Genomic DNA, 19,326 nt, shown 5'->3' with positions numbered 1-19,326 from the left:
CGTGTGCAGGCACGCGGCCTGGCTGGGCGCCGCCCGCCCGCTCGCCGCGCTCATCAACGAGCCGGACCATGGCCTGTTGAGGCAGTCGTACGCGCCGCGGCGGCAGCGTTACGGCATGATCAACGCCGACGGGTACGGCATGGGCTGGTATGAGCAGAGTCCGGACCCGGTGCGCTATCGCCGTGCCATCCCCATGTGGGCCGACGCCAACCTGCCCGGTCTCGCGCGGATCGCCCGCTCGACCTGCCTGCTGGCGGCCGTACGCTCGGCCACCGTCGGCATGCCGATCGAGGAGAGCGCCACCGCGCCGTTCACCGACGGGCGGTGGCTGCTCAGCCACAACGGGCGCGTCGAGCGGGACGCGGTCAGGGACTTGGCCGACAGCGCCGAAAGCGCGTGCGACGCCGCCTGGGTCGCCGCCGCCGTGTTCCAGCGCGGGCACGCCGGGCTGGGCCTGGGCGAGGCGCTCGCCGAGGTGGTCGTCCGTGCCGGGGAGAAGGACCCCGGCGCTCGCCTGAACCTGCTCGCCTGCGACGGCGCGTCGATCGCCGCGACCGTCTGGGGCGACACCCTCTTCCATCACCGACTCCACGACGGCGTGCTGGTGGCCAGCGAGCCGCTCGACGACCTGCCCGGATGGCAGGCCGTACCCGAGCGCAGCCTGCTCACCGTCACCCGCGACGACGTACGCGTCCAGCCGTTGTAATCCACTTCAGGAGGCATCGTGCCTGTCAGCCAGTCGACCGTGCAGGTGATCAACTATCTTGACCGCGACTATCTGCGCCAGGCGCTCGAACACGATGTCAGGGCCGGGCTGACAGCCGTGCCCAAGTGGCTGCCGCCCAAGTGGTTCTACGACGCCGCGGGCAGCGAGTTGTTCTCCCGCATCACCCGGTTGCCCGAGTACTACCCGACTCGGCGCGAGCTGGCCATCCTGCGCGCGCGGGCCGCGGACCTGGCCGCCGCCAGCGGCGCGGACACGCTGGTCGAGCTGGGCTCGGGCACCAGCGAGAAGACCGTCCTGCTGCTGGAGGCGCTCGCCGCGCGCGTCTACACGCCGGTGGACGTCGACGCGGTCACCCTCACGGAGGCGGCGCACCGGCTGGCCGGGCGCTTCCCCGGGCTGCGGGTGAAGGCGGTGTGCGCCGACTTCGAGCGCCATCTGGCGCTGCTGCCGCGTACCGGAAGGCGGATGGTGGCTTTCCTCGGCGGCACGATCGGCAACCTCGAACCGGCCGCCCGCGAGCTGTTCATGAAGGACCTGCGGGCCACGCTCCAGCCCGGGGACACGTTCCTGCTGGGGGCGGACCTGGTGAAAGACGCCGATCGGCTGGTGGCGGCCTACGACGACCCGGCCGGGGTGACGGCCGCCTTCAACCGGAACGTGCTGCGGGTGATCAACCGGGAGCTGGAGGCGGACTTCGACCCGGAGGCGTTCGAGCACGTGGCGCTGTACGACGAGCGGCAGGAATGGATCGAGATGCGGCTACGGGCAAGCCGTGACATGCGGGTGCGGATCGGCGGGCTGGGGCTGGTCACCGACTTCGCGGAGGGGGAGGAGGTACGGACGGAGATCAGCGCGAAGTTCCGGCCGGAGGGGCTGTGGGCGGAACTCGTGGGGGCGGGGTTCAAGGTGCGCCGTCGCTACACGGACCCGGCCGGGGACTTCACCCTGGTCCTGGCCGAGGCCTGAGCGCCGATCCTGGCCGAGGCCCGAGCGCGGCGCGGTGGTCACGCTGGGTCGGCGAAGCCGGCTGAAAGTTTCAGCAGCGTTCCCGGCCTTGGCCAAGGTCGGCGTAGGTGCCGCGCTCTCGGGCGTCGGGACGCTCTTGCGAGGTGTGCCCGGGGCGGCAGATCGTTGGGAGCGCTCCCAATCGCCGGAGTCGCTGCTTGGCCGCTTCTAGAGAGCGGTGTCCATCGGTTTCGTCACGGAGGGCTCCCATGCCGATCGTGTTACGCAGGGCCTTGACGGCCGCCGTCGCTGTGGTGCTGGCCGGGTTCGGCCTCGCCACCGTCCAGAGCGCGGCCGATGCCGCCGTGTCGTGTTCGGCCACCTATACCAAGAGCTGGGACAACGGCAGCGCGTTCGGCGCCACCATCGCGGTGACCAATACCGGCGACGCGTTGACCAGCTGGACGCTGAGCTTCGACTTCCCCAACAATCAGGTGATCACCCAGATGTGGGAGGGCGTGCCCACTCCGGCGACCCCCACCCCGGCGGGTGCGGCCATCACCGTCAACCCGGTCTCCTACAACGCCGCCAAGGCCGCCGGGGCGACCTGGAGTCTCGGCTTCAACGGCACGTACACCGGTGGCGCCAACACCAACCCCAGCGTCTCCTGCACGGGAACCGGCGCCGGAGGGACGCAACAGGCGCTGGTGGTCTCCGCCACCAGTGTGAGCGTGCCCGAGGGCGGGACCGGCGGCTACACGGTCCGCCTGCGTTCCCAGCCGACCGGCAACGTGACGGTCACCAGCACCGCGGGCACCGGTGACGCCAACATCACCGTGACCGGCGGAGCCTCCCTGACCTTCACCACGGCCAACTGGAACACCCCGCAGACGGTGACGTTGAGCGCCTCGGAGGACAGCGACACCACGAACGGCACCCGGCCGATCACCGTGGCATCCAGCGGCTTGACCTCGGTGACGGTGAACGCCACCGAGGCCGACAACGACGGCAGTACGGGAGGCGCGGCACCCGCGCTGCACGTCTCGGGGAACCGGCTGGTCACCGCCGCCGGCGCCACCTACCGTCTGCTGGGCGTCAACCGGGCCAGCGGCGAGTTCGCCTGCGTACAGGGCAAGGGCATGTGGGACAGCGGCCCGGTGGATCAGGCCTCGGTCGATGCGATGAAGGCGTGGAACATCCGCACGGTCCGGATCCCGCTGAACGAGGAGTGCTGGAACGGCACCAACGGCACCCCCAGTGGCCCCGCGTACCAGCAGAACGTCAAGGACTATGTGAACCTGCTGGTCGCCAACGGCATCACGCCGATCGTGGAAATGCACTGGAACTACGGCCTGTACACCGGTCAGGGCGCCGGTTGCTCCGACACCACGGCGACCTGCCAGAAGCCGATGCCCGACGCCCAGTACGCCCCGACGTTCTGGACCGGGGTCGCCAACGCCTTCAAGGGCAACAACGCGGTCGTCTTCGACCTGTTCAACGAGCCCTATCCGGACGCGGCCGCGAACTGGGACGCGACCGCGGGCTGGAAGTGCTGGCGCGACGGCGGCACCTGTACCGGCATCGGCTACCAGGTGGCCGGCATGCAGTCGCTGGTCAACACGGTGCGCGCCACCGGGGCCACCAATGTGATCATGCTTGGCGGGCTGGCCTGGTCCAACGACCTGAGCCAGTGGCTGACGTACAAGCCGACCGATCCGACCGGCAACCTGATGGCCGCCTGGCACACCTACAACTTCAACACCTGCTCCAACACCGCCTGCTGGAACAGCCAGGTCGGCGCCGTCGCGGCCCAGGTGCCGGTGCATGCCGGTGAGATCGGCCAGAACTCCTGCGCGCACGACTACATCGACCAGGTGATGAGCTGGGCCGACGCGCACGGCGTCGGGTACACGGCCTGGACCTGGAACCCATGGGGCTGCAGCCAGGGCAACGTGCTCATCACCGACTACAACGGCACCCCCACCAGCACGTACGGCGAGGGCTTCAAGGCACACCTGCTCACCCAGAACCCTCTCTCGTAGCAGCACTCGACCGGGTCCGTCATCGGGCGGGCCCGGGTCTCTACTTGGAGCCGCTCATGCGCCGCAGATCCCACCTGTACGCCGTCCTCGTCACGCTCCTCGTGGCGGTCGCCTTCGGCGTCGCCCTGCCCGCGCGGTCGGCGACGGCCCCCGTCCGGATCATGCCGCTCGGCGACTCCATCACCGCCGGACCCGGCTGCTGGCGTGCCCTGCTCTGGAACCACCTGCAGACAGCCGGATATACGAACATCGACTTCGTCGGCAGCGTCCCCGACGGCGGCTGCAATTACGGGTTCGCCTACGACGGCGACAACGAGGGCCACGGCGGCTACGCCGCGACCGGCATCGCCGACCAGAACCAGCTGCCGCCGTGGCTGGACGCGGCAAAGCCCGACATCGTCCTCATGCACCTGGGCACCAACGACATGTGGGGCGGCTTCATCCCTACCGCCACTGTCCTGGCCGCATATACCAAGCTGGTCGGCCAGATGCGGGCGAACAACCCGAACATGAAGATCGTCGTGGCCCAGATCATCCCCATGAACCCGTCCGGTTGCCCCACCTGTGCGGCGAGTGTGGTGGCACTCGACAACGCGATCCCGGGCTGGGCCGCCGGCCTCACGACCGCGCGGTCGCCCATCGTCGTCGCCGACCTATGGACCGGCTTCAACGCGGCCACCGACACCGGTGATGGAGTCCACCCCAACGACACCGGCTTCCGGAAGATGGCCGACCGCTGGTACCCGACGCTTGCGCAGATGCTCAACGGTGTGATCCCGCCGTCCTCACCCAGCCCCACGCCTGATGCTCGATGCACCGCCACCTACAAGGTGATCTCCCAGTGGGGCGGCGCCTTCCAGGGCGAGATCACGGTGAAGAACGACTCCTCAACCGCCTCCTCCGCGTGGACGACCACCTTCACCTTCGCCAACGGCCAGCAGATCAGCCAATCCTGGAACACCGCACTCACCCAGAACGGCGCCACCGTCACGGCACGCAACGCGAGCTACAACGGCAACCTGCCGGTCGGCGCGTCCACGACCTTCGGCTTCACCGCCACCTGGAACAACACCACCAACGCGCTACCCCAAGTGAACTGCACGCTCAGTTGAGCGCATCCTGGTAGGTCTCCCCGGGTGTAGGTCATCCTTCTGCGGCCCACCTTCTACGGCGGGCTGCGCTGACCGCCTGCGGGGGCGGTCCGGGCTGAGCGGGACCGTGGCCACCGTGGCGGCGAGCCGTTCCTGGCGGTTGACGACATCGCCGACCACGAAAGTGCCCAGGTAACACCGGCCCCTTGGAGCCCCCGGCTACGTACAAGGTTGAATTCGTAGAGCCGGCCATGTGCTCAAGGGATGTTCGATCGTGAGTCTCGTCTGGCCCAGGCGACCGTTGATCAGATGTGGCCGGTATTGGAGCTTCTTGAGCTTGCGCTTGAGGATGCGGATGAGTCCGGACAGGTCGACGACGACGAAGTCGCCTATGGCGCAAATGGCAACGGTAGGCGCAGACGTATGCCACGTCCGCTAGTGAGGCTGCAATATCCTAATTCTTCTCCGATCTCCGCTCATCGGGGATTGCAGCTCCGGTTGCCCTGTCAACTACCTGGGCATTAGCTAGCGGGCGCTTTAGGAGGATTGTGGTTCGATAGAAATAGGCATTCATGAAGTGGTCGCCGCTTCCGTCAAAGGGGGACCAACAGGTGTCTTTTGTCTTAATTCCGACTACGACCCTCTGGGATGATTGATCTACGCTTTTGTCTGCAACCTGTTCACAAAGGGCGCCATTCTTCTTTTTGGGGGAAATGATGAGGGTAAGTGTTAAGGAGTGACCATCTGGCGATGGACTGGCCGAATAGATTGCGTGCCAGTCCGCCTGCAGTCCGCAGGCCGACATTGGTAATGTCAGCACGGCAAGAGCAATGAATCCTTTGGCTGCAGACGAACTGGCCACAGGTTATCCTAACTATGAACGCTTGCGCTTCAGGATGTCGCCGCCAAATGTAGCTCTGGCGTCGAAGAGGTCAGTGAAGGATTGCTTGCAATTCAGAACGTCATTGCCGCCGCTGATGATGCCCTTTGCGATAGCTCCACCTTCGCCTTGCCCTCCATAGATGATGGTGTAGACCGGGCCGCCGGAGTCGCCCGAGTCGGAGCACTTGCCCGACTTCGACCCGGTTGTCAAAGGATCGATGAAGAAGGTCGAGCCGGTCTCTTCGTCGCGCATTTCTTTTCTCTTGTGTGCGATTTGGACGACGTAACCGCAGATTTCGCCCTCCATGGCACCGCCCGTACAATATCTGTCGCCGACTTTGGCCCGCTGCGTGTATCTACCGTATATCCCTCTCTTAAAGGCCCCGGGGGGATCTTCTGCGGTCGCATCGGTGATGCCTCTGCCGTAGAAAATTGATGCTGTGGGGATCTTGGAGATCGTGCTGGCGTCGATGAGACTTAGATCTCCGTACGGCTTCTTTTGGCCTGTACGGATAACCGACCCGCTCTTGCTGTTAAAGGTCGAACCGACGACTTCGCCGATGGTCGGCTTCCCTGCGACGTCAACGGGATTGCAGTGACCGGCTGTCAGGATGTACTTCGTCGTGGACGTCTTCCAAGCGAAACCGGTACTGCAGGCGTGAGCGCCATCGGATGTGCCGTAAATGCTTCCGCCGTTGATGTAGTCATCGTCGTCGTAGCCGTCGCGCGATCGGCAGTCGGATACCTTGCCCGTGGAGAGCACCGGACAGGATGGCAGAGCATCGTCCTGTATACGGCTTCGGGTGTTCACGTGATCACGTGTTGCGCCGGGTCTCAGCCAAATGGAAACCGTGGTGGTTCCGTAGCGTTGAGCGAGGGCCAGTCTCAACGCAGGGCTGACTTCCGATGCCTCCACCATGACCTGGTTCCGCGCTGGCCAGATGGAACTCTCCAGAAGCTTGTCGCCGTCTGCTATTTGACCGTCGATATTGAGGATCTCATCGGCTATGGCGTTCAGCTTTGCGGAGCTGTTCGGAACCGTCTCGACGGACGGATTGAACGCGTAGTTCTCCGCCGCTCCAGGGATGCCATCTCCATCAGTATCGGCTTCATTGGAGTCGGTAACGCCTCCCGGCAGCGTCAAATCTACGCCTGCATCGTAGTTGTATGCCGTCCCGCTGATCGCCTGCGCCGCGATCGTTTGTCCTTCCGGCGTTACCGCGGGGATGTGCACAGCGCCAGTCGCCATGTCCACCAGGGGGACTCCAAGGGCCGATGAGTTCGCATCGGCACGATCTTCGGCTGCGTCTAGAGCATGTCCTAGGGTCGAAGACATCGGCAGGGAATCTCGGCGCCATGATTCCGGGGCCGTGAAGACCTCGACCCCGTCGGACCCGGCAGGGTTGACGACGGTCGGCCCTCCGTAGCCCTGGTATGTGACCGTTAGCTTTGGTGGAGTTGGACTGCCGCTGTATTCGGAGGAGGCGAGGACCCGCCAGTTGTCATCCTGGCTGCTCTCGTCTGGGGTGCGGAGTTCGAGGCCGTAGTTTCCACCGCCTTCAGCCCAGTTCTTCGCGATCGCGGTGATCGGCCAATCGAGCTGTCCTGGTCCGCAATCTGATGAGTATGCCTTGGTGACGGTCTGAGCACCTTCGTCCGTCGAGGACGGCTTGTTGGCCCACGTGAGGTTTTCGTTGTGCCATGCGCTGGTCACACGGCGAACCTGGATCCCGTCGCCGATGCCGTTACCGCACGCTGGGGCGTCAGTGTTGAGGAGGGAGAGCTTGGCATCAACGATGTCTTGGCCGATCAAGGCGTTGACGTTGAATCGCAGATACGTCCTGTTGAGGATGCCGAAAATGGCCCCCGCTGTAAGGAGGGGTCGAGTGGGGTCGCCCATCGCTCCATCGTCAGCGACATCGATATCGCCATCGAGCGACATGGTGACCGCAGAGTCGATAGTGACAGGGTATTTAGTCGCCGGATCGTTGAGGAAGGATGCGTCGGGGGTGATGACCAGCGACTTCTGGGCCGAATCGCCCGTCAGAGTGGTCTTTACCTTGCCGGGCACAGGGGATAAAAGTGTGGCTTGCTTGCCCTCCTGCAGCGTCGCGAACGCGCTGGAGTTGAGGGCATGCGCCAGGCTATGTCCGGAGGCATCCGCCAATTCGAGGCGGCCATCCTTACCTGTCCGGAGCTTCAAGTTCTGCGTTATCACCGGCATGCTGATCTCCAAGGGCTTGGAGCGCTTGGTACGCAGCACTATCTCTTGCCTGTAGCCGGTGGGCAATGCGGTAAGCACGAGATCGGCTCCTGATCCGGCAGCGTCAGCGTAGGTAGCTCTGTTGCCGACGATGGTAGGTCGAGGGAGCGTTGTCGGCCAGTTGAGGCTGACGGATTGCTTGGTCTGGGGGCTGAAGGTCACCAGCGGTTTGTTACTGCCACCTGTTGAGAACTCGGTTGCTGCCTTTGCGACCTTGGGTCGGAGAACACCGTTTTCCTCGACCAAGGTCGTGTCGATCCACGCCCACTTGCCTGTGGACTGCTGGACCCGTACGGGCTGAGACCAGCTCTCAACGGTGACGCGGCCACCAGGGTATCGCATGGCCCTCATAGTTTCAGTGGCTGCCCCGAGCATCTCGACAGGCTGTTTGGGGTCTTCATCCACCAGGCGGACGCTGGGGGGAGTGGCTGCCAGCGCGGGGGGTTGAAGGATTGCCAGCGAACTTACTAAGACGGCGCCTCCGGCTACTACAGGTAACAGCCGATGATGGCGCATGGAGGGATTTCTCACTCAATCGTCCTTTCGGCGATCTTGCAAGGGCCTGCTAAAGTTACATTGAAGATCACAAGAGTGCAAGAGTGATGTAAAGAGGCGTGAAAGGGGCAAATGCTCGCATTTCATGCTGGCCTGGCAAAACGCCTGAGCTCCAACGCGAGAATGGGATTTAGACCTACGAGGCCTTGACGGCTGTGGCGGCCAGCGAGGCTCCGGGTATGAGCCAGGGTGTCGGAGCGAAGGACGCCGCCTCGATCGCGAGCCAGGCGTTGGCTTCGAGCTGGCCTATCTGAAGGCAAAGGGCCGGCGACGTTGCCGAGCACCCTGTACACAGGCTGAATTCGTAGGGTCGGTCATGTGTTCAAGGGCGTTCGATTATCAGGCCGGTCTGGGCGAGGCAGCCGTCGAGTAGGTAGGGGAACTGATAGATGCGCAACCAGTCGGCGTTGGCCTGGGCGAACTCGGTCAGTTCCGTGGCCAGGTGGATGTTCAGGGTGAGGTAGGCCGCCGGCGAGGTCCCCGTGGCTTGGATCCTTTTCCGTCGGCCCCCTCCCGAGCCGTGCGGGCGGCGTCAACCGCCCACGGCTCTCCAGTGATCACTTCCGGGGGACGGCTGTTCCGCGTCCGTTGTGGATGTTGTGGTGGCATGTTGAGCAGACCACCAGGGTCTTGCGCCGCTCTGCTCGGCTCCTCGACACGACCGACAGCGGGAATCGCAGGTTGCTGCCGAGGACATGAGGGACACTTGACCTCATGTCCTCGCCGACCCAGGAGCCCCAGCCCTTCGCCCATCTGAGTGCGCCGAACGCCGCCCTCTACCGGGACGTGCTGCGGACCTTCGTCAGCGCCAAAGAGCGGTTCATCGTGCACCTGCGGCCCGAGGACGTGGCCGTCGAGCTGCGGCGCGACAGCGACGAGCAGTTGGCCGGCGCGCTGGACAAGCTCGTGGAGTGGGGCAATCTGCGTGCCGACGCCGACACCGGCCGGGTCACCACGGTGGAGGAGTTTCACCGCAAACGCCTGCTGTTCCAGCTCACCCCGGCCGGTCAGGCCGCCGAGCAGGCCATCGCGTTCTACGAGGAGGCGATCGGCCGGCGCGGCTCGCTGCAGTCGGTGGCGCTGGCCGACATCGCCGAGCAGTTGCGGTCGCTGGCCCTGCTCGCCGGGGAGGACGAGCCCGACCCCGCCAGGGTCCATCTGCTGTTGCTGTCGCTGGCCGAGCGGTTCTCCTCGCTGGCCGACAACGCGCAGGCGTTCATGGCGTCACTGCGGCGGGCCATCGACTTCTCCGACGGCGACGTGGACGGGTTCGTCGCCTACAAGGAGCGACTGATCGACTACATCAACCGGTTCATCGCCGACCTGGCCAATTCGGGGGCGCGCATCGCGGCCCTGCTCGTTGAGCTGGAAGGCAGTGGTCACGAGCGGCTGCTGGTGCTGGCCGCCCGGCGCGAGGCCGCCGACGCGGTGCCGGACGGCGAGGACCAGGGGCGGGCCCAGGAGAAGGCGCTCGGCTCGTGGCGGAACCGCTGGCGCGGGCTGACGGACTGGTTCGTCTCCCAGGACGCCGGTCACCCTTCGCAGGCCCGGCTGCTGCGGCAGGCGGCGGTGACCGCGATCAAGCAGCTCATCGACACGGTCGGGTTGCTCAACGAGCGGCGGGCGGGCCGCTCCGACCGTACGGCCGACTTCCGTACGCTGGCCCGCTGGTTCGCCGAGGCGCCCGACGAGGCGTCGATGCACCGGCTGTGGCGGGCGGCGTTCGGGCTGACCTCGGCTCGGCACCTGAGCGTCACCGCGTCCACGCTGGACGAATGGCAGGACGTTCCGGCCGCCACGCCTTGGGCGCAGGCGCCGCCGATCAGGATCTCGCCGCAACTGCGCCGTACCGGCTCCTACGAGCGGCGGGGCAAGCCGAACAAGGTGGCCGACCGTACGCGGGCCCGCCGGTTGCTGCTGGAGCAGGCCGAACGCGAGGCGGCCGAGACCGCCGCGGCGCGGGCGCGGCTGCGCACGGACGGCCCGGTGCTGCTTTCGGAGCTGGACGTGCTGGACCCGCGCGCGTTCCGGCTCTTCCTCGGCCTGCTGGGCGACGCGCTGGCCGCGCGGCACCCCGACGACCTCGAGGTGAAGACCGCGACGAGCGACGGCTCTCTCGAGGTACGGCTGGCGCTGGTCCCCGGCGGCGGCCAGGTCGAGATCCGTACCGACGACGGCGTCCTGACCGGGCCGGAGCACCTCGTCGAGATCACCGACCTGATGGTGGCGCCGTGACACCGGAGGAGGACCTGGCCCAGCGGCGTACGGCGCTGCGTGCCCTGCTGGCCGCCCCGCTGCTGCGCGATCCGGACAAGCTGGTGCTGGTCCGGCGCCACCTGAGCGAGCTGCGCGACTGGCTGACCCGTGAGACGGGCTGGCGGCTGGTCGTCGATTCCGAGAGCGCGCGACTGTTCAAGACGGCGCCGGACCCGTCCGACGCCACCCATCCGGCGCGCGGCCGGGCCGGCGAACCGTACGGAAGGCGGCGGTACGTGGTGCTCTGCCTGGCCCTGGCCATGCTGGAGCGGGCCGACGCGCAGACCACGCTCGGCGGGCTGGCCGAAGAGGTGCTGAACGCGGCGGCCGAGCCGGAGCTGGACTTCGCCTTCACCCTGGACAGCCGCCAGGAGCGCGCCGACCTGGTGGCCGTGGTGCGCACGCTCATCGACTGGGGCGTGCTGCGCAAGGTCGCGGGCGACGAGGACGCCTACCTGTCGGCCACCGGCGACGTGCTGTACGACGTACGCAGGCCGGTGCTGGCCGCCCTGCTCACCGGCACTCGCGGCCCGTCCACGATCACCGCCGAGTCCTTCGACGAGCGGATCGCGGAGCTGGCGGCCGAGCCGGTCGCCGACACCGACGACCTGCGCAACCAGGCGCTGCGCCGCCGTCTCACCCGGCGGCTCCTGGAGGACCCCGTCGTCTACTACACCGATCTGGACGAGCCCGAGCGTGCCTACCTGACCTCCCAGCGGCACGCGATCACCCGCCGGATCGAGGAGGCCACCGGCCTGGTCGCCGAGGTCCGCGCCGAGGGCATCGCGATGGCCGACCCTGACGACGAGCTGACCGACGTACGGATGCCCGAGCAGCGTACCGACGGCCATGTCACGCTGCTGGTGGCCGAGCAGCTCGCCGCACGCGGTGAGCAGAGCATGGAAGAGCTCAGGAACTTCGTCCGGCGGGCCGCCCGCGAGCACACCTCCTTCTGGCGCAAGGGCGTGACCGAGCCGGGCGCCGAGGACGGCCTGCTGGCCACAGCGCTGGGCAAGCTGACCGCGCTGCGCCTGGCCGAAGTCCGCCACGACACGGTCGCCGGACTGCCGGCGATCGCCCGCTACGCGCTCGACGCCCCCGTCGTCAAAGGATCCTGATGCTCCCCGAGCCCACTTCAGAGCGCTGGAAGCCGCTGCGCGCCGGCCTGGTCGACCTGTTCTACTACGACGTGGAGGAGTTCCACTTCCACGACGGGCGGCTGCTGCTGCGCGGCAACAACGGCACGGGCAAGTCAAAGGTGCTGGCCCTGACGCTGCCCTTCCTGCTGGACGGCGAGCTGGCCCCGCACCGGGTCGAACCCGACGGCGACCGGCAGAAGCGGATGGAGTGGAACCTCCTGCTCGGTGGCAAACACCCGCACGCCGAGCGGCTGGGCTACGCCTGGCTGGAGTTCGGCCGCCGCGCCGCCGACGGCACCCGCGAGTTCCGTACGATCGGCTGCGGGCTCAAAGCGGTCAAGGACCGTGGCATCGTCCGGCACTGGTTCTTCGTCACGCCCCAGCGGCCCGGCCTCGACCTGCACCTGTTGTCCGCCACCGGAGTGGTGCTGACCAGGGAGAAGCTGCGCGAGGCGGTCGAGGGCCACGGCATGGTGTACGACCGGGCCGCCGACTACCGGCGGGCGGTGGACGAGGCGATGTTCGGCCTCGGCGAATACCGCTACGAGGCGCTGGTCAACCTGCTCATCCAGCTGCGCCAGCCCCAGCTGTCCAAGAAGCCGGACGAGAAGCTGCTGTCCAGGGCCCTCACCGAGGCGCTGCCGCCGCTCAGCTCCGCCCTCATCGCCACCGTCGCCGAGGCCTTCCGGGGCCTCGACGAGGAGCGCGACGCCCTGCGCGGTCTGGAGGAGGCGCGCGCCGCCGCGTCCGCGTTCCTCACCCATTACCGCCGGTACGCCACCATCGCCGCCAAGCGCAAGGCGGCGGGCCCCCGCCTGGCGCACAGCCGGTACGAGCACCTGGGCCGCGACCTGGGCGAGGCGGAGACCCGCCAGAGCGCGGCAGAGACCAGGCTGGAGGAGCTCGACGACCTGCTCTCGGACCTGGCCACCCGCCAGAATCAGCTGGAGGCCCGCCGCAACGCACTCCAGGAGAGCCCGGAGATGCGCTCCGCCGAGCGGCTCAAGCAGGCGGGCGAGGAGGCTCGTCGGCTGGCCGAGCACGCGGGCCGCGCCGACCGCGATCGCGACCGCCTGACCGGGCAGGTCGACAAGATGCGCGGGCGGGCGGACACGACCCGGCTCAAGGCCGAGCAGGCGGCGGCCGGGCTGACGGCCGCCCAGGAGCGGACGGCGCGGGCGGTTCGCCAGGCCAGGTTGCCCAGCGATCCACGCGGAGCCGGGTTGCCCGGCGAGCCGCTGGACCGGCAGGCCGCCGAGGCACTCGCCACCCGGCAGGAGCACGCCGTGGCCGAGCTCGAACGGCTGCTCCACGCCGTCGCTCAGGCCGAGGCCCGGCTGGCCGCGGCCCGCACGGAGGTGGACCGGCTGACGGGCGAGCTCCAGGCGTCGGCCGTACGCATCGCCGCCGCCGACGAGACCACGGCCACCAGGATCACCGAGCTGGTCCAGGCGTACACGCTCTACCTGGCCGGACTGACCGAGCTGCGGCTGGCGGACCCCGACGGCGTGCTCGCCGCGCTGGCCGGCTGGGCGAACACCGCAGACGGCGCCAATCCGGCGGAAGCCGCCGTCAACGACGCCGTACGCGCCGCCACCGCCGCACTCGGCCGCCGTGGTGCCGAGCTGGACGCGGCGCTGGTCGCGGCGCGCCGGCAGGCCCTGGAGCTGGGGGAGGAGATCGTCAGGCTGGAGGCGGGCGGTCATGACGCCCCGCCCGTGCCGCACACCCGCGGCGCGGCGCGCGACGGCCGTCCTGGTGCGCCCCTGTGGCGGGCCGTGGACTTCGCCGACGCGGTGCCCGCCGAACATCGGGCCGGGCTGGAGGCCGCGCTGGAAGCGGCGGGCATCCTCGACGCCTGGCTGACCCCCGCCGGAACCCTCCTGGCCGAGGACGACACGACCATCGTGGCGGGGGCGCCGGTGTTCGGTCCGTCCTGCGCCGTCGTGCTGCGGCCAGCCGTGGACCGGGCCGACCCGGGGGCCGCCACGCTGCCGGACACCGCCGTCGAGGCCGTACTGGCGGCGATCGGGCTGGGGCCAGGAGCGGCGACGTGGGTCGCGGTCGACGGGCGGTGGGGCAACGGGGCGCTGGCCGGGTCCTGGCACAAGGTCAGCGCCGACTACATCGGCGAAGGTGCGCGGGAAGCGGCCCGGCGGGCCAGGCTGATCGCGCTCCGGGCCGAACTCGCCGAGGTCGACGGGCAGATCACCGCGCTGGGCGACGAACTGGCCGCGCTGGTCGTACGCCAGGACGACCTGGCCGCAGAGCAGCGGGCGTTGCCGCCGGCCGCGGCCGTCCGCGAGGCGCACGTCAAGCTGGCGGCCGAGCACGAGCGGCGCGGCCAGCTGGCGGCCGAGCACGGCGTGGCCGAGCGGCTGGCGCAGGACCGGCAGGGCGAGCTGGGCGTCGCGCGGGAACGGGCGGCGGAGTTCGCGGGCGACGTCGGACTGCCCGTCGCCGCCGCGGAGCTGGCCGAGGTCAAGGCGGGCCTGGCCGCGTACCGGCTGGCGCTGGCCGAGCTCTGGCCCGCCGTGCGGGCGGCGCGGACGGCCGAGGAGGCCGCGCGGGAGGCCACCGACGACCTCGCGCAGGCCCGCGAATCGCTGACGGAGGCGGCCGTGGCGGCGGCCGAGGCGCGCGAACAGGAGCAGGCCGCCGCCGAGACCTACCGGGAGCTGACCGCGACGGCCGGCGCCGCCGTGGAAGAGCTGTTCCGCCGCCTCGAAGAGGTACGACTACAGCTACGCGAACGGGCGAAACAGGAACAGCAGGCCCGAACCGACCAGCAGCAGGCGCTGACCGAGCGGGGCCGGGCCGAGGCCACCAGCGCGAGCCTGCGCCGCCAGATCAAGGAGGCGGCCGACACGCGCGACGACGAGGTGCGCGAGTTCCGCGCGTTCGCCGCGACCGGGCTGATGCGGGTCGCGCTGCCTGAGCTCGATCTCCCCGATCCGGGCGCGGAATGGGCGGCCACCCCTGCCGTGCACCTGGCCAGGACCGTCAACGCGTCGCTTGAGAGCGTCGATGATGGTGAGGGTCCCTGGGACCGGGTGCAGAAGAAGGTCGCCGAGGAGCACAAGCTGCTCTCCGACGCCATGGCCAGGCACGGCCACTCGGTCGGACTGACCCTGCGCGAAGGCGTCATGGTGGTGGACGTGCACTTCCAGGGCCGTACCCGGGAAGTGCCCGGCCTGGTGGCGGCGCTGGGCGAGGAGACCGAGCACCGCGCCCGGCTGCTGTCGGCCAAGGAGCGCGAGATCCTGGAGAACCACCTGCTCAACGAGGTCGCCGGCACCCTCCAGGAGCTGATCACCGCGGCCGAGGCCGAGGTACGCGAGATGAACGCCGAGCTGGCCGCCCGCCCCACGTCCACCGGAATGCGCTTGCGCCTGCTGTGGAAGCAGGCCAGGAACGCCCCGGAAGGGCTCGATCGGGTACGCGACAAACTCCGGCAGATCGTGGACGCCTGGTTGCTGGACGACCGGGTGGCGGTCGGGGCGTTCTTGCAGGAGCGGATCGCCCGCGAGCACGCCGACAACCCGGCGGCAGGCTGGACCGAGGCGCTGACCAAGGCGCTGGACTATCGGACCTGGCACGAATTCGCGATCCAGCGGCTCCAGGACGGGCAGTGGCGGCCGGCCACCGGGCCCGCCTCGGGCGGCGAGCGGGTGCTGGCGGCCTCGGTGCCGCTGTTCGCCGCCGCGTCGGCGCACTACAAGTCGGCGGGCAACCCGTACACGCCGCGGCTGGTCGCGCTGGATGAGGCTTTCGCCGGAGTGGACGATGATTCACGAGCCAAGTGCTTGGGGCTGCTGGCCACGTTCGACATGGATGTGGTGATGACCAGCGAACGTGAGTGGGGATGTTATCCGTCGGTGCCGGGGTTGGCGATCTGTCAGTTGACCAGGCGTGACGGGATCGACGCCGTGCTGGTGACGCCGTGGCGGTGGGACGGGCGCGAGCGAACCCGGGCCGAACGGCCGCAGGCGATGGCCGCCGCCGTTGCCGATCCCGGCTCCGCTGCTGTACAGGACAGTCTGCTTTGACGGGCGGAGATGCGGCGGGCCGGGGTTTGACCGGCAATGGCTTGACCGGCGAGGAGCGGTTGCGGCGGCTGTTGGGGGGCGAGGAGATCGCGTGGCTCGTCGACCGCGCCCGGCAGCGGCTCGAACGCGGCCGGCCGCTCACGGGCACGGTCACCCTCGGCACCGCCTCCGCGGTGCAGCGCCGCGCGGCCGAACTGCTGCTCGGCCGCCGCGCGGGCGCCGGCGCCTCGCTGTCGGTCTCCCTGGAGGAGGTGGACCGGGTCCTGCGCGCCAGCGGCGCCGCCCCCGAAGGGCTCCATGAGGCGGTGGTACGGCTCCGCGGCCCCCTGCGCGACCTGGCCGGGGAACGGGAGGCGTCGGCGTCGGCCTGGCGGGCGGCGTACGGGAAACTCGACGCCGCGACAGCCGCCCGCCCCGAGCTGGCCGGATGGCGGGCCTGGCTGGAGTCCACCGGCCTGGTCAGGCGGCTCGCCCCGGACCCGGTCCAGGCGCGGCACCTGCTCGACCAGCTGGCCCAGGTGGTGGCGCGACTGCCGTCGCCCGGCCTGCCCATCGGCCGCCTGGCCGCGCAGACCGCCGGTGACGCGCACGCCCTCGACGAGGGAAGGCCGCTGGGGACACTGGCGCTGTCGGCGGCCAAGGCGCTCACCGGTCGGGCGTACCCCGGGGAAGGCGGCGCGGACGCCCGCCGCGCCGCGTGGGCGGCCGTGGGCGTTCACCTCGACGACCTGTCCTCGCTGGTGCTCTGCCTCGGCCTGCCGGGAGACGATCGGACGCCGACCGGCCGCATCCTGGCGGCGGCGCGCGCCGCGGGCGAACCCTGCGTACTGACCCTGCGCCAACTCCGCCGCCACGACCGGCCCCTGTCGTGCGGGCTGGTGCGGATCTGCGAGAACCCCGTCGTGGTGGCGGCCGCCGCCGACGAACTGGGACCGTCCTGCCCACCGTTGGTCTGCGGTGGCGGCCGGCCGTCGGCGGCCGTCTGGCGGCTGCTCGACCTGCTGTCGGAGGGTGGCGGGCGGTTCGCGTACCACGGGGACTTCGACTGGGGCGGCGTCGCCATCGCGGCCGCCGTCCACGAGCGGTACGGCTTCGAGCCTTGGCGCTTCGACACCGCCGCCTACGAAGCGGCGCTTTCCTCCATGGCGCTCTCCCCGACAGGGCTCTCCGCGACGGGGCCCTCTCCGGAGGCGCCTTCCGAGGCAGCGGTCTCTCCAGCGGCGGCCTCGCCGGCGGCGCTCACCGGACGGCCGTGTCCGACGCCATGGGATCCCGCCCTGGCCGAGGCGATGGCACGCCACGCGGTGCGAGTGGAGGAGGAGCTCGTACTGCTCGGCCTGCTCAGCGATCTGTCGCCAGGTCCCAACGATCGAGGTACGAGGTGACGGACCTGTAGTGGACTCAGTCCAGAAGGCTTCCCCATACCTCACCATAGGTAATCAGGGTTCGACGACGTACCCGCCGCACGCAATGCGGCGCCCTTGCTGGATGCCCTCGACGATCCCTTCTTGGTTGAGCCTTGGATAGTCGGCGCAACCTGAGCGCCGGCTCGCTCGCGCTCGTCCGACATCTTCAACGAAGACCTGGAGGTGCACGAACTCGTGACCGAGCTTGGGTATCGGGAGGGCGCTGACGCTGGCACCGACCGGTGGCATCCACACCCCATCGAGGCCACCGCACCTGCCGTTTCCCCCGACGAGATCACTGCCCGTGTCCATCGAGGCTGCCGAAGCGGGCACAGCGATCATTCACGCCTACGACCCCGAGGCTGGCCGGCCCGACCACAACCGGAGCTGTTCCTGAACGTCATGCCGAAGACCAATAGCGCCTGTGACGCCCTCCTGAACGTCTCGACCGGACGGAGCCTCGGCATGATCCGCGAGGAACGATTGCGAGCCGCGTCCCCGAGCGTGCACAGCCTATGACCGCGTATAACGCCTGTCCAACCCCCGTTGGTGTAGGGAGAGATACCTTCCCCGTATGACGTACACCTTTGAGCAACTCCGAGGCTTTGTCGCCGTAGCCGAGGAACTGCACTTTGGTCGGGCGGCTATGCGGCTTCGCATGACCCAGCCGCCGCTGAGTCGGCAGATCCGGAAACTCGAATCAGCCGTGGGCGTGCAACTGCTCGAACGTGACAACCGGCGCGTGGCGCTCACGCCGGCCGGTGAGGCATTCCTCGGCGAGGCTCGGCGCATTCTGGCCATCGCCGAAGCCGCGTCCGATCTGGCGCAGCGCGTCCACTTCGGCACCTGTGGCTTGATTCGGCTCGGCTTCACGGCCACAGCCACGTTCAGTGTCCTTGGCCGTATGCTCAACCAGCTCGAACACGAATTGCCGGACGTACAGATCGAACTGTTTGAAATGGTGACCCGCGAACAGGTCGCAGCTCTCGCCGGCGAGGACCTCGACCTCGGACTGGCACGCCCACCGTTCGACCCCGAGTTGTTTGATTCCCTCTTGGTGTATCGCGAGGCACTATTGCTGGCGGTGCCCGCCGGGCACCGGCTGACCCGACTCGATCGGCCCGCGCACGCCGACGACCTCGGCACAGAGCCGTTGATCTTCCACGGGCAGCAGCGAGCTCGCTACTTCTACGACCTGGTGGTCAGCACTGTGCCGCTGACCCAGGAACGAGTGGTGCACAGCGTGAGCCAGGTGCTCACCATGCTGTGGTTGGTGTCCGCCGGTCGTGGTATCGCCTTCGTTCCCGCATCCGCCGCCCGGAACAACGTCCCGGGGGTGGAGTACGTACCCCTGGCCAGTCGCCATCCCGAACCCGTCGAACTGCACCTACTCTGGTTGCGGCACTCGCGTAACCCAGCGCTCAGCCGGGTGCTGCACGCTCTGGGGACTGGTTGCCCCGATGGTCCGCCCACGCGGTGACCTTGGTGTTTACTGAGCGCCGCCGCCGATGATGCCATCACGGTATCAAGTGATACGGAAATGCTCTTGGACAAGCATCATCGATGCTCCTAGCGTGACGGCGTGGCGCTGACCCCCCTTCCGAACCGGCCAGCCGATTGACCACCGGCCTGCTCGCGTTCCCCGTGACCCACTTTGACGATCAACTCGGCGGCGACGACTCCGATACCGTGACCACCTCGCACGGCAGGCGGAACTCGCTATGGCTGGACCAGGTGTGGTTCGAATCGCCTCGCGTGGACCTGCGAACCCGCCCGGAGTGGGACCGGTCGAGTCGATCAGAACCGACGTGACCGAAGTGCTGCGAACGCAACGCTTCGACACGCGCGCCGAAGCCGAGGCGGTCGCCCGCTCCGTCCGCGCCGGCTGGACCTGTCGGGTCGACCTGACGCCATCGAGTGCCATCGCCATTCCCGACGACGGGTCACCGGTCTTCAGAGCCGGCTAGCACC

At 68.6% G+C, this 19,326-nt stretch carries 12 protein-coding genes; 11 read left to right on the top strand and 1 reads right to left on the bottom strand.

The window, feature by feature from the left end; genetic code table 11:
• Nucleotide 1 precedes the first annotated feature (1 nt).
• From egtC to AB0L53_RS21920, 4 genes are all read left to right on the top strand, one after another.
• Nucleotides 2-706, top strand: coding sequence for an ergothioneine biosynthesis protein EgtC (gene egtC / locus AB0L53_RS21935; protein ID WP_363996580.1), 705 nt, complete (start codon nucleotides 2-4; stop codon nucleotides 704-706).
• A gap of 18 nt (nucleotides 707-724) precedes the next feature.
• Nucleotides 725-1,693, top strand: coding sequence for an L-histidine N(alpha)-methyltransferase (gene egtD / locus AB0L53_RS21930; RefSeq protein WP_363996577.1), 969 nt, complete (start codon nucleotides 725-727; stop codon nucleotides 1,691-1,693).
• Nucleotides 1,694-1,941: 248 nt separating this feature from the next.
• The gene (locus AB0L53_RS21925; RefSeq protein ID WP_363996574.1) at nucleotides 1,942-3,714 is read left to right on the top strand and encodes a cellulase family glycosylhydrolase; all 1,773 of its coding nucleotides are present in this window, start codon (nucleotides 1,942-1,944) and stop codon (nucleotides 3,712-3,714) included.
• 56 nt (nucleotides 3,715-3,770) lie between these two features.
• Nucleotides 3,771-4,826 carry a cellulose binding domain-containing protein gene (locus tag AB0L53_RS21920; RefSeq protein ID WP_363996571.1) on the top strand — a complete coding sequence of 352 codons (1,056 nt, stop codon included), beginning with the start codon at nucleotides 3,771-3,773 and terminating at the stop codon, nucleotides 4,824-4,826.
• 853 nt (nucleotides 4,827-5,679) lie between these two features.
• Here AB0L53_RS21920 and AB0L53_RS21915 read toward each other — a convergent pair.
• Complete coding sequence (locus AB0L53_RS21915) at nucleotides 5,680-8,196, bottom strand: DNRLRE domain-containing protein (RefSeq protein ID WP_363996568.1); 2,517 nt, start codon at nucleotides 8,194-8,196, stop codon at nucleotides 5,680-5,682.
• Between the two features lie 1,023 nt (nucleotides 8,197-9,219).
• Here AB0L53_RS21915 and AB0L53_RS21910 point away from each other — a divergent pair.
• The 7 genes from AB0L53_RS21910 (at nucleotide 9,220) to AB0L53_RS21880 (ending at nucleotide 19,322) form a co-directional block, all read left to right on the top strand.
• Nucleotides 9,220-10,740, top strand: coding sequence for a TIGR02677 family protein (locus AB0L53_RS21910; RefSeq protein WP_363996565.1), 1,521 nt, complete (start codon nucleotides 9,220-9,222; stop codon nucleotides 10,738-10,740).
• Nucleotides 10,737-11,879: a TIGR02678 family protein gene (locus tag AB0L53_RS21905; RefSeq protein ID WP_363996562.1), complete on the top strand. Its 1,143-nt coding sequence runs from the start codon at nucleotides 10,737-10,739 to the stop codon at nucleotides 11,877-11,879. The genes AB0L53_RS21910 and AB0L53_RS21905 overlap by 4 nt, the downstream gene beginning before the upstream one ends.
• Complete coding sequence (locus tag AB0L53_RS21900; protein ID WP_363996560.1) at nucleotides 11,879-15,949, top strand: TIGR02680 family protein; 4,071 nt, start codon at nucleotides 11,879-11,881, stop codon at nucleotides 15,947-15,949. Before AB0L53_RS21905 ends, AB0L53_RS21900 begins: the two co-directional genes overlap by 1 nt.
• Nucleotides 15,946-17,334: a TIGR02679 family protein gene (locus tag AB0L53_RS21895; RefSeq protein ID WP_363996557.1), complete on the top strand. Its 1,389-nt coding sequence runs from the start codon at nucleotides 15,946-15,948 to the stop codon at nucleotides 17,332-17,334. Before AB0L53_RS21900 ends, AB0L53_RS21895 begins: the two co-directional genes overlap by 4 nt.
• Before the next feature lie 226 nt (nucleotides 17,335-17,560).
• Nucleotides 17,561-17,752 (top strand): 3-keto-5-aminohexanoate cleavage protein, encoded by a 192-nt coding sequence (locus AB0L53_RS21890; protein WP_363996555.1) that lies wholly within the window; start codon nucleotides 17,561-17,563, stop codon nucleotides 17,750-17,752.
• A 177-nt stretch (nucleotides 17,753-17,929) separates the two neighbouring features.
• Nucleotides 17,930-18,835 carry a LysR family transcriptional regulator gene (locus AB0L53_RS21885; protein ID WP_363996552.1) on the top strand — a complete coding sequence of 302 codons (906 nt, stop codon included), beginning with the start codon at nucleotides 17,930-17,932 and terminating at the stop codon, nucleotides 18,833-18,835.
• Between the two features lie 328 nt (nucleotides 18,836-19,163).
• Complete coding sequence (locus AB0L53_RS21880; protein ID WP_357956244.1) at nucleotides 19,164-19,322, top strand: hypothetical protein; 159 nt, start codon at nucleotides 19,164-19,166, stop codon at nucleotides 19,320-19,322.
• Nucleotides 19,323-19,326 lie beyond the last annotated feature (4 nt).

It is taken from the genome of Nonomuraea sp. NPDC052129 (assembly GCF_040680095.1).
Taxonomy (GTDB): domain Bacteria; phylum Actinomycetota; class Actinomycetes; order Streptosporangiales; family Streptosporangiaceae; genus Nonomuraea.
This window is presented reverse-complemented; position numbering and strand designations above follow the sequence as displayed.

Coding starts and splice junctions, on each gene's coding strand:
- AB0L53_RS21925 (WP_363996574.1), top strand. CDS start 1,942: ATGCCGATCGTGTTACGCAGGGCCTTGACGGCCGCCGTCGCTGTGGTG.
- AB0L53_RS21900 (WP_363996560.1), top strand. CDS start 11,879: ATGCTCCCCGAGCCCACTTCAGAGCGCTGGAAGCCGCTGCGCGCCGGC.
- AB0L53_RS21885 (WP_363996552.1), top strand. CDS start 17,930: ATGACGTACACCTTTGAGCAACTCCGAGGCTTTGTCGCCGTAGCCGAG.
- AB0L53_RS21920 (WP_363996571.1), top strand. CDS start 3,771: ATGCGCCGCAGATCCCACCTGTACGCCGTCCTCGTCACGCTCCTCGTG.
- AB0L53_RS21910 (WP_363996565.1), top strand. CDS start 9,220: ATGTCCTCGCCGACCCAGGAGCCCCAGCCCTTCGCCCATCTGAGTGCG.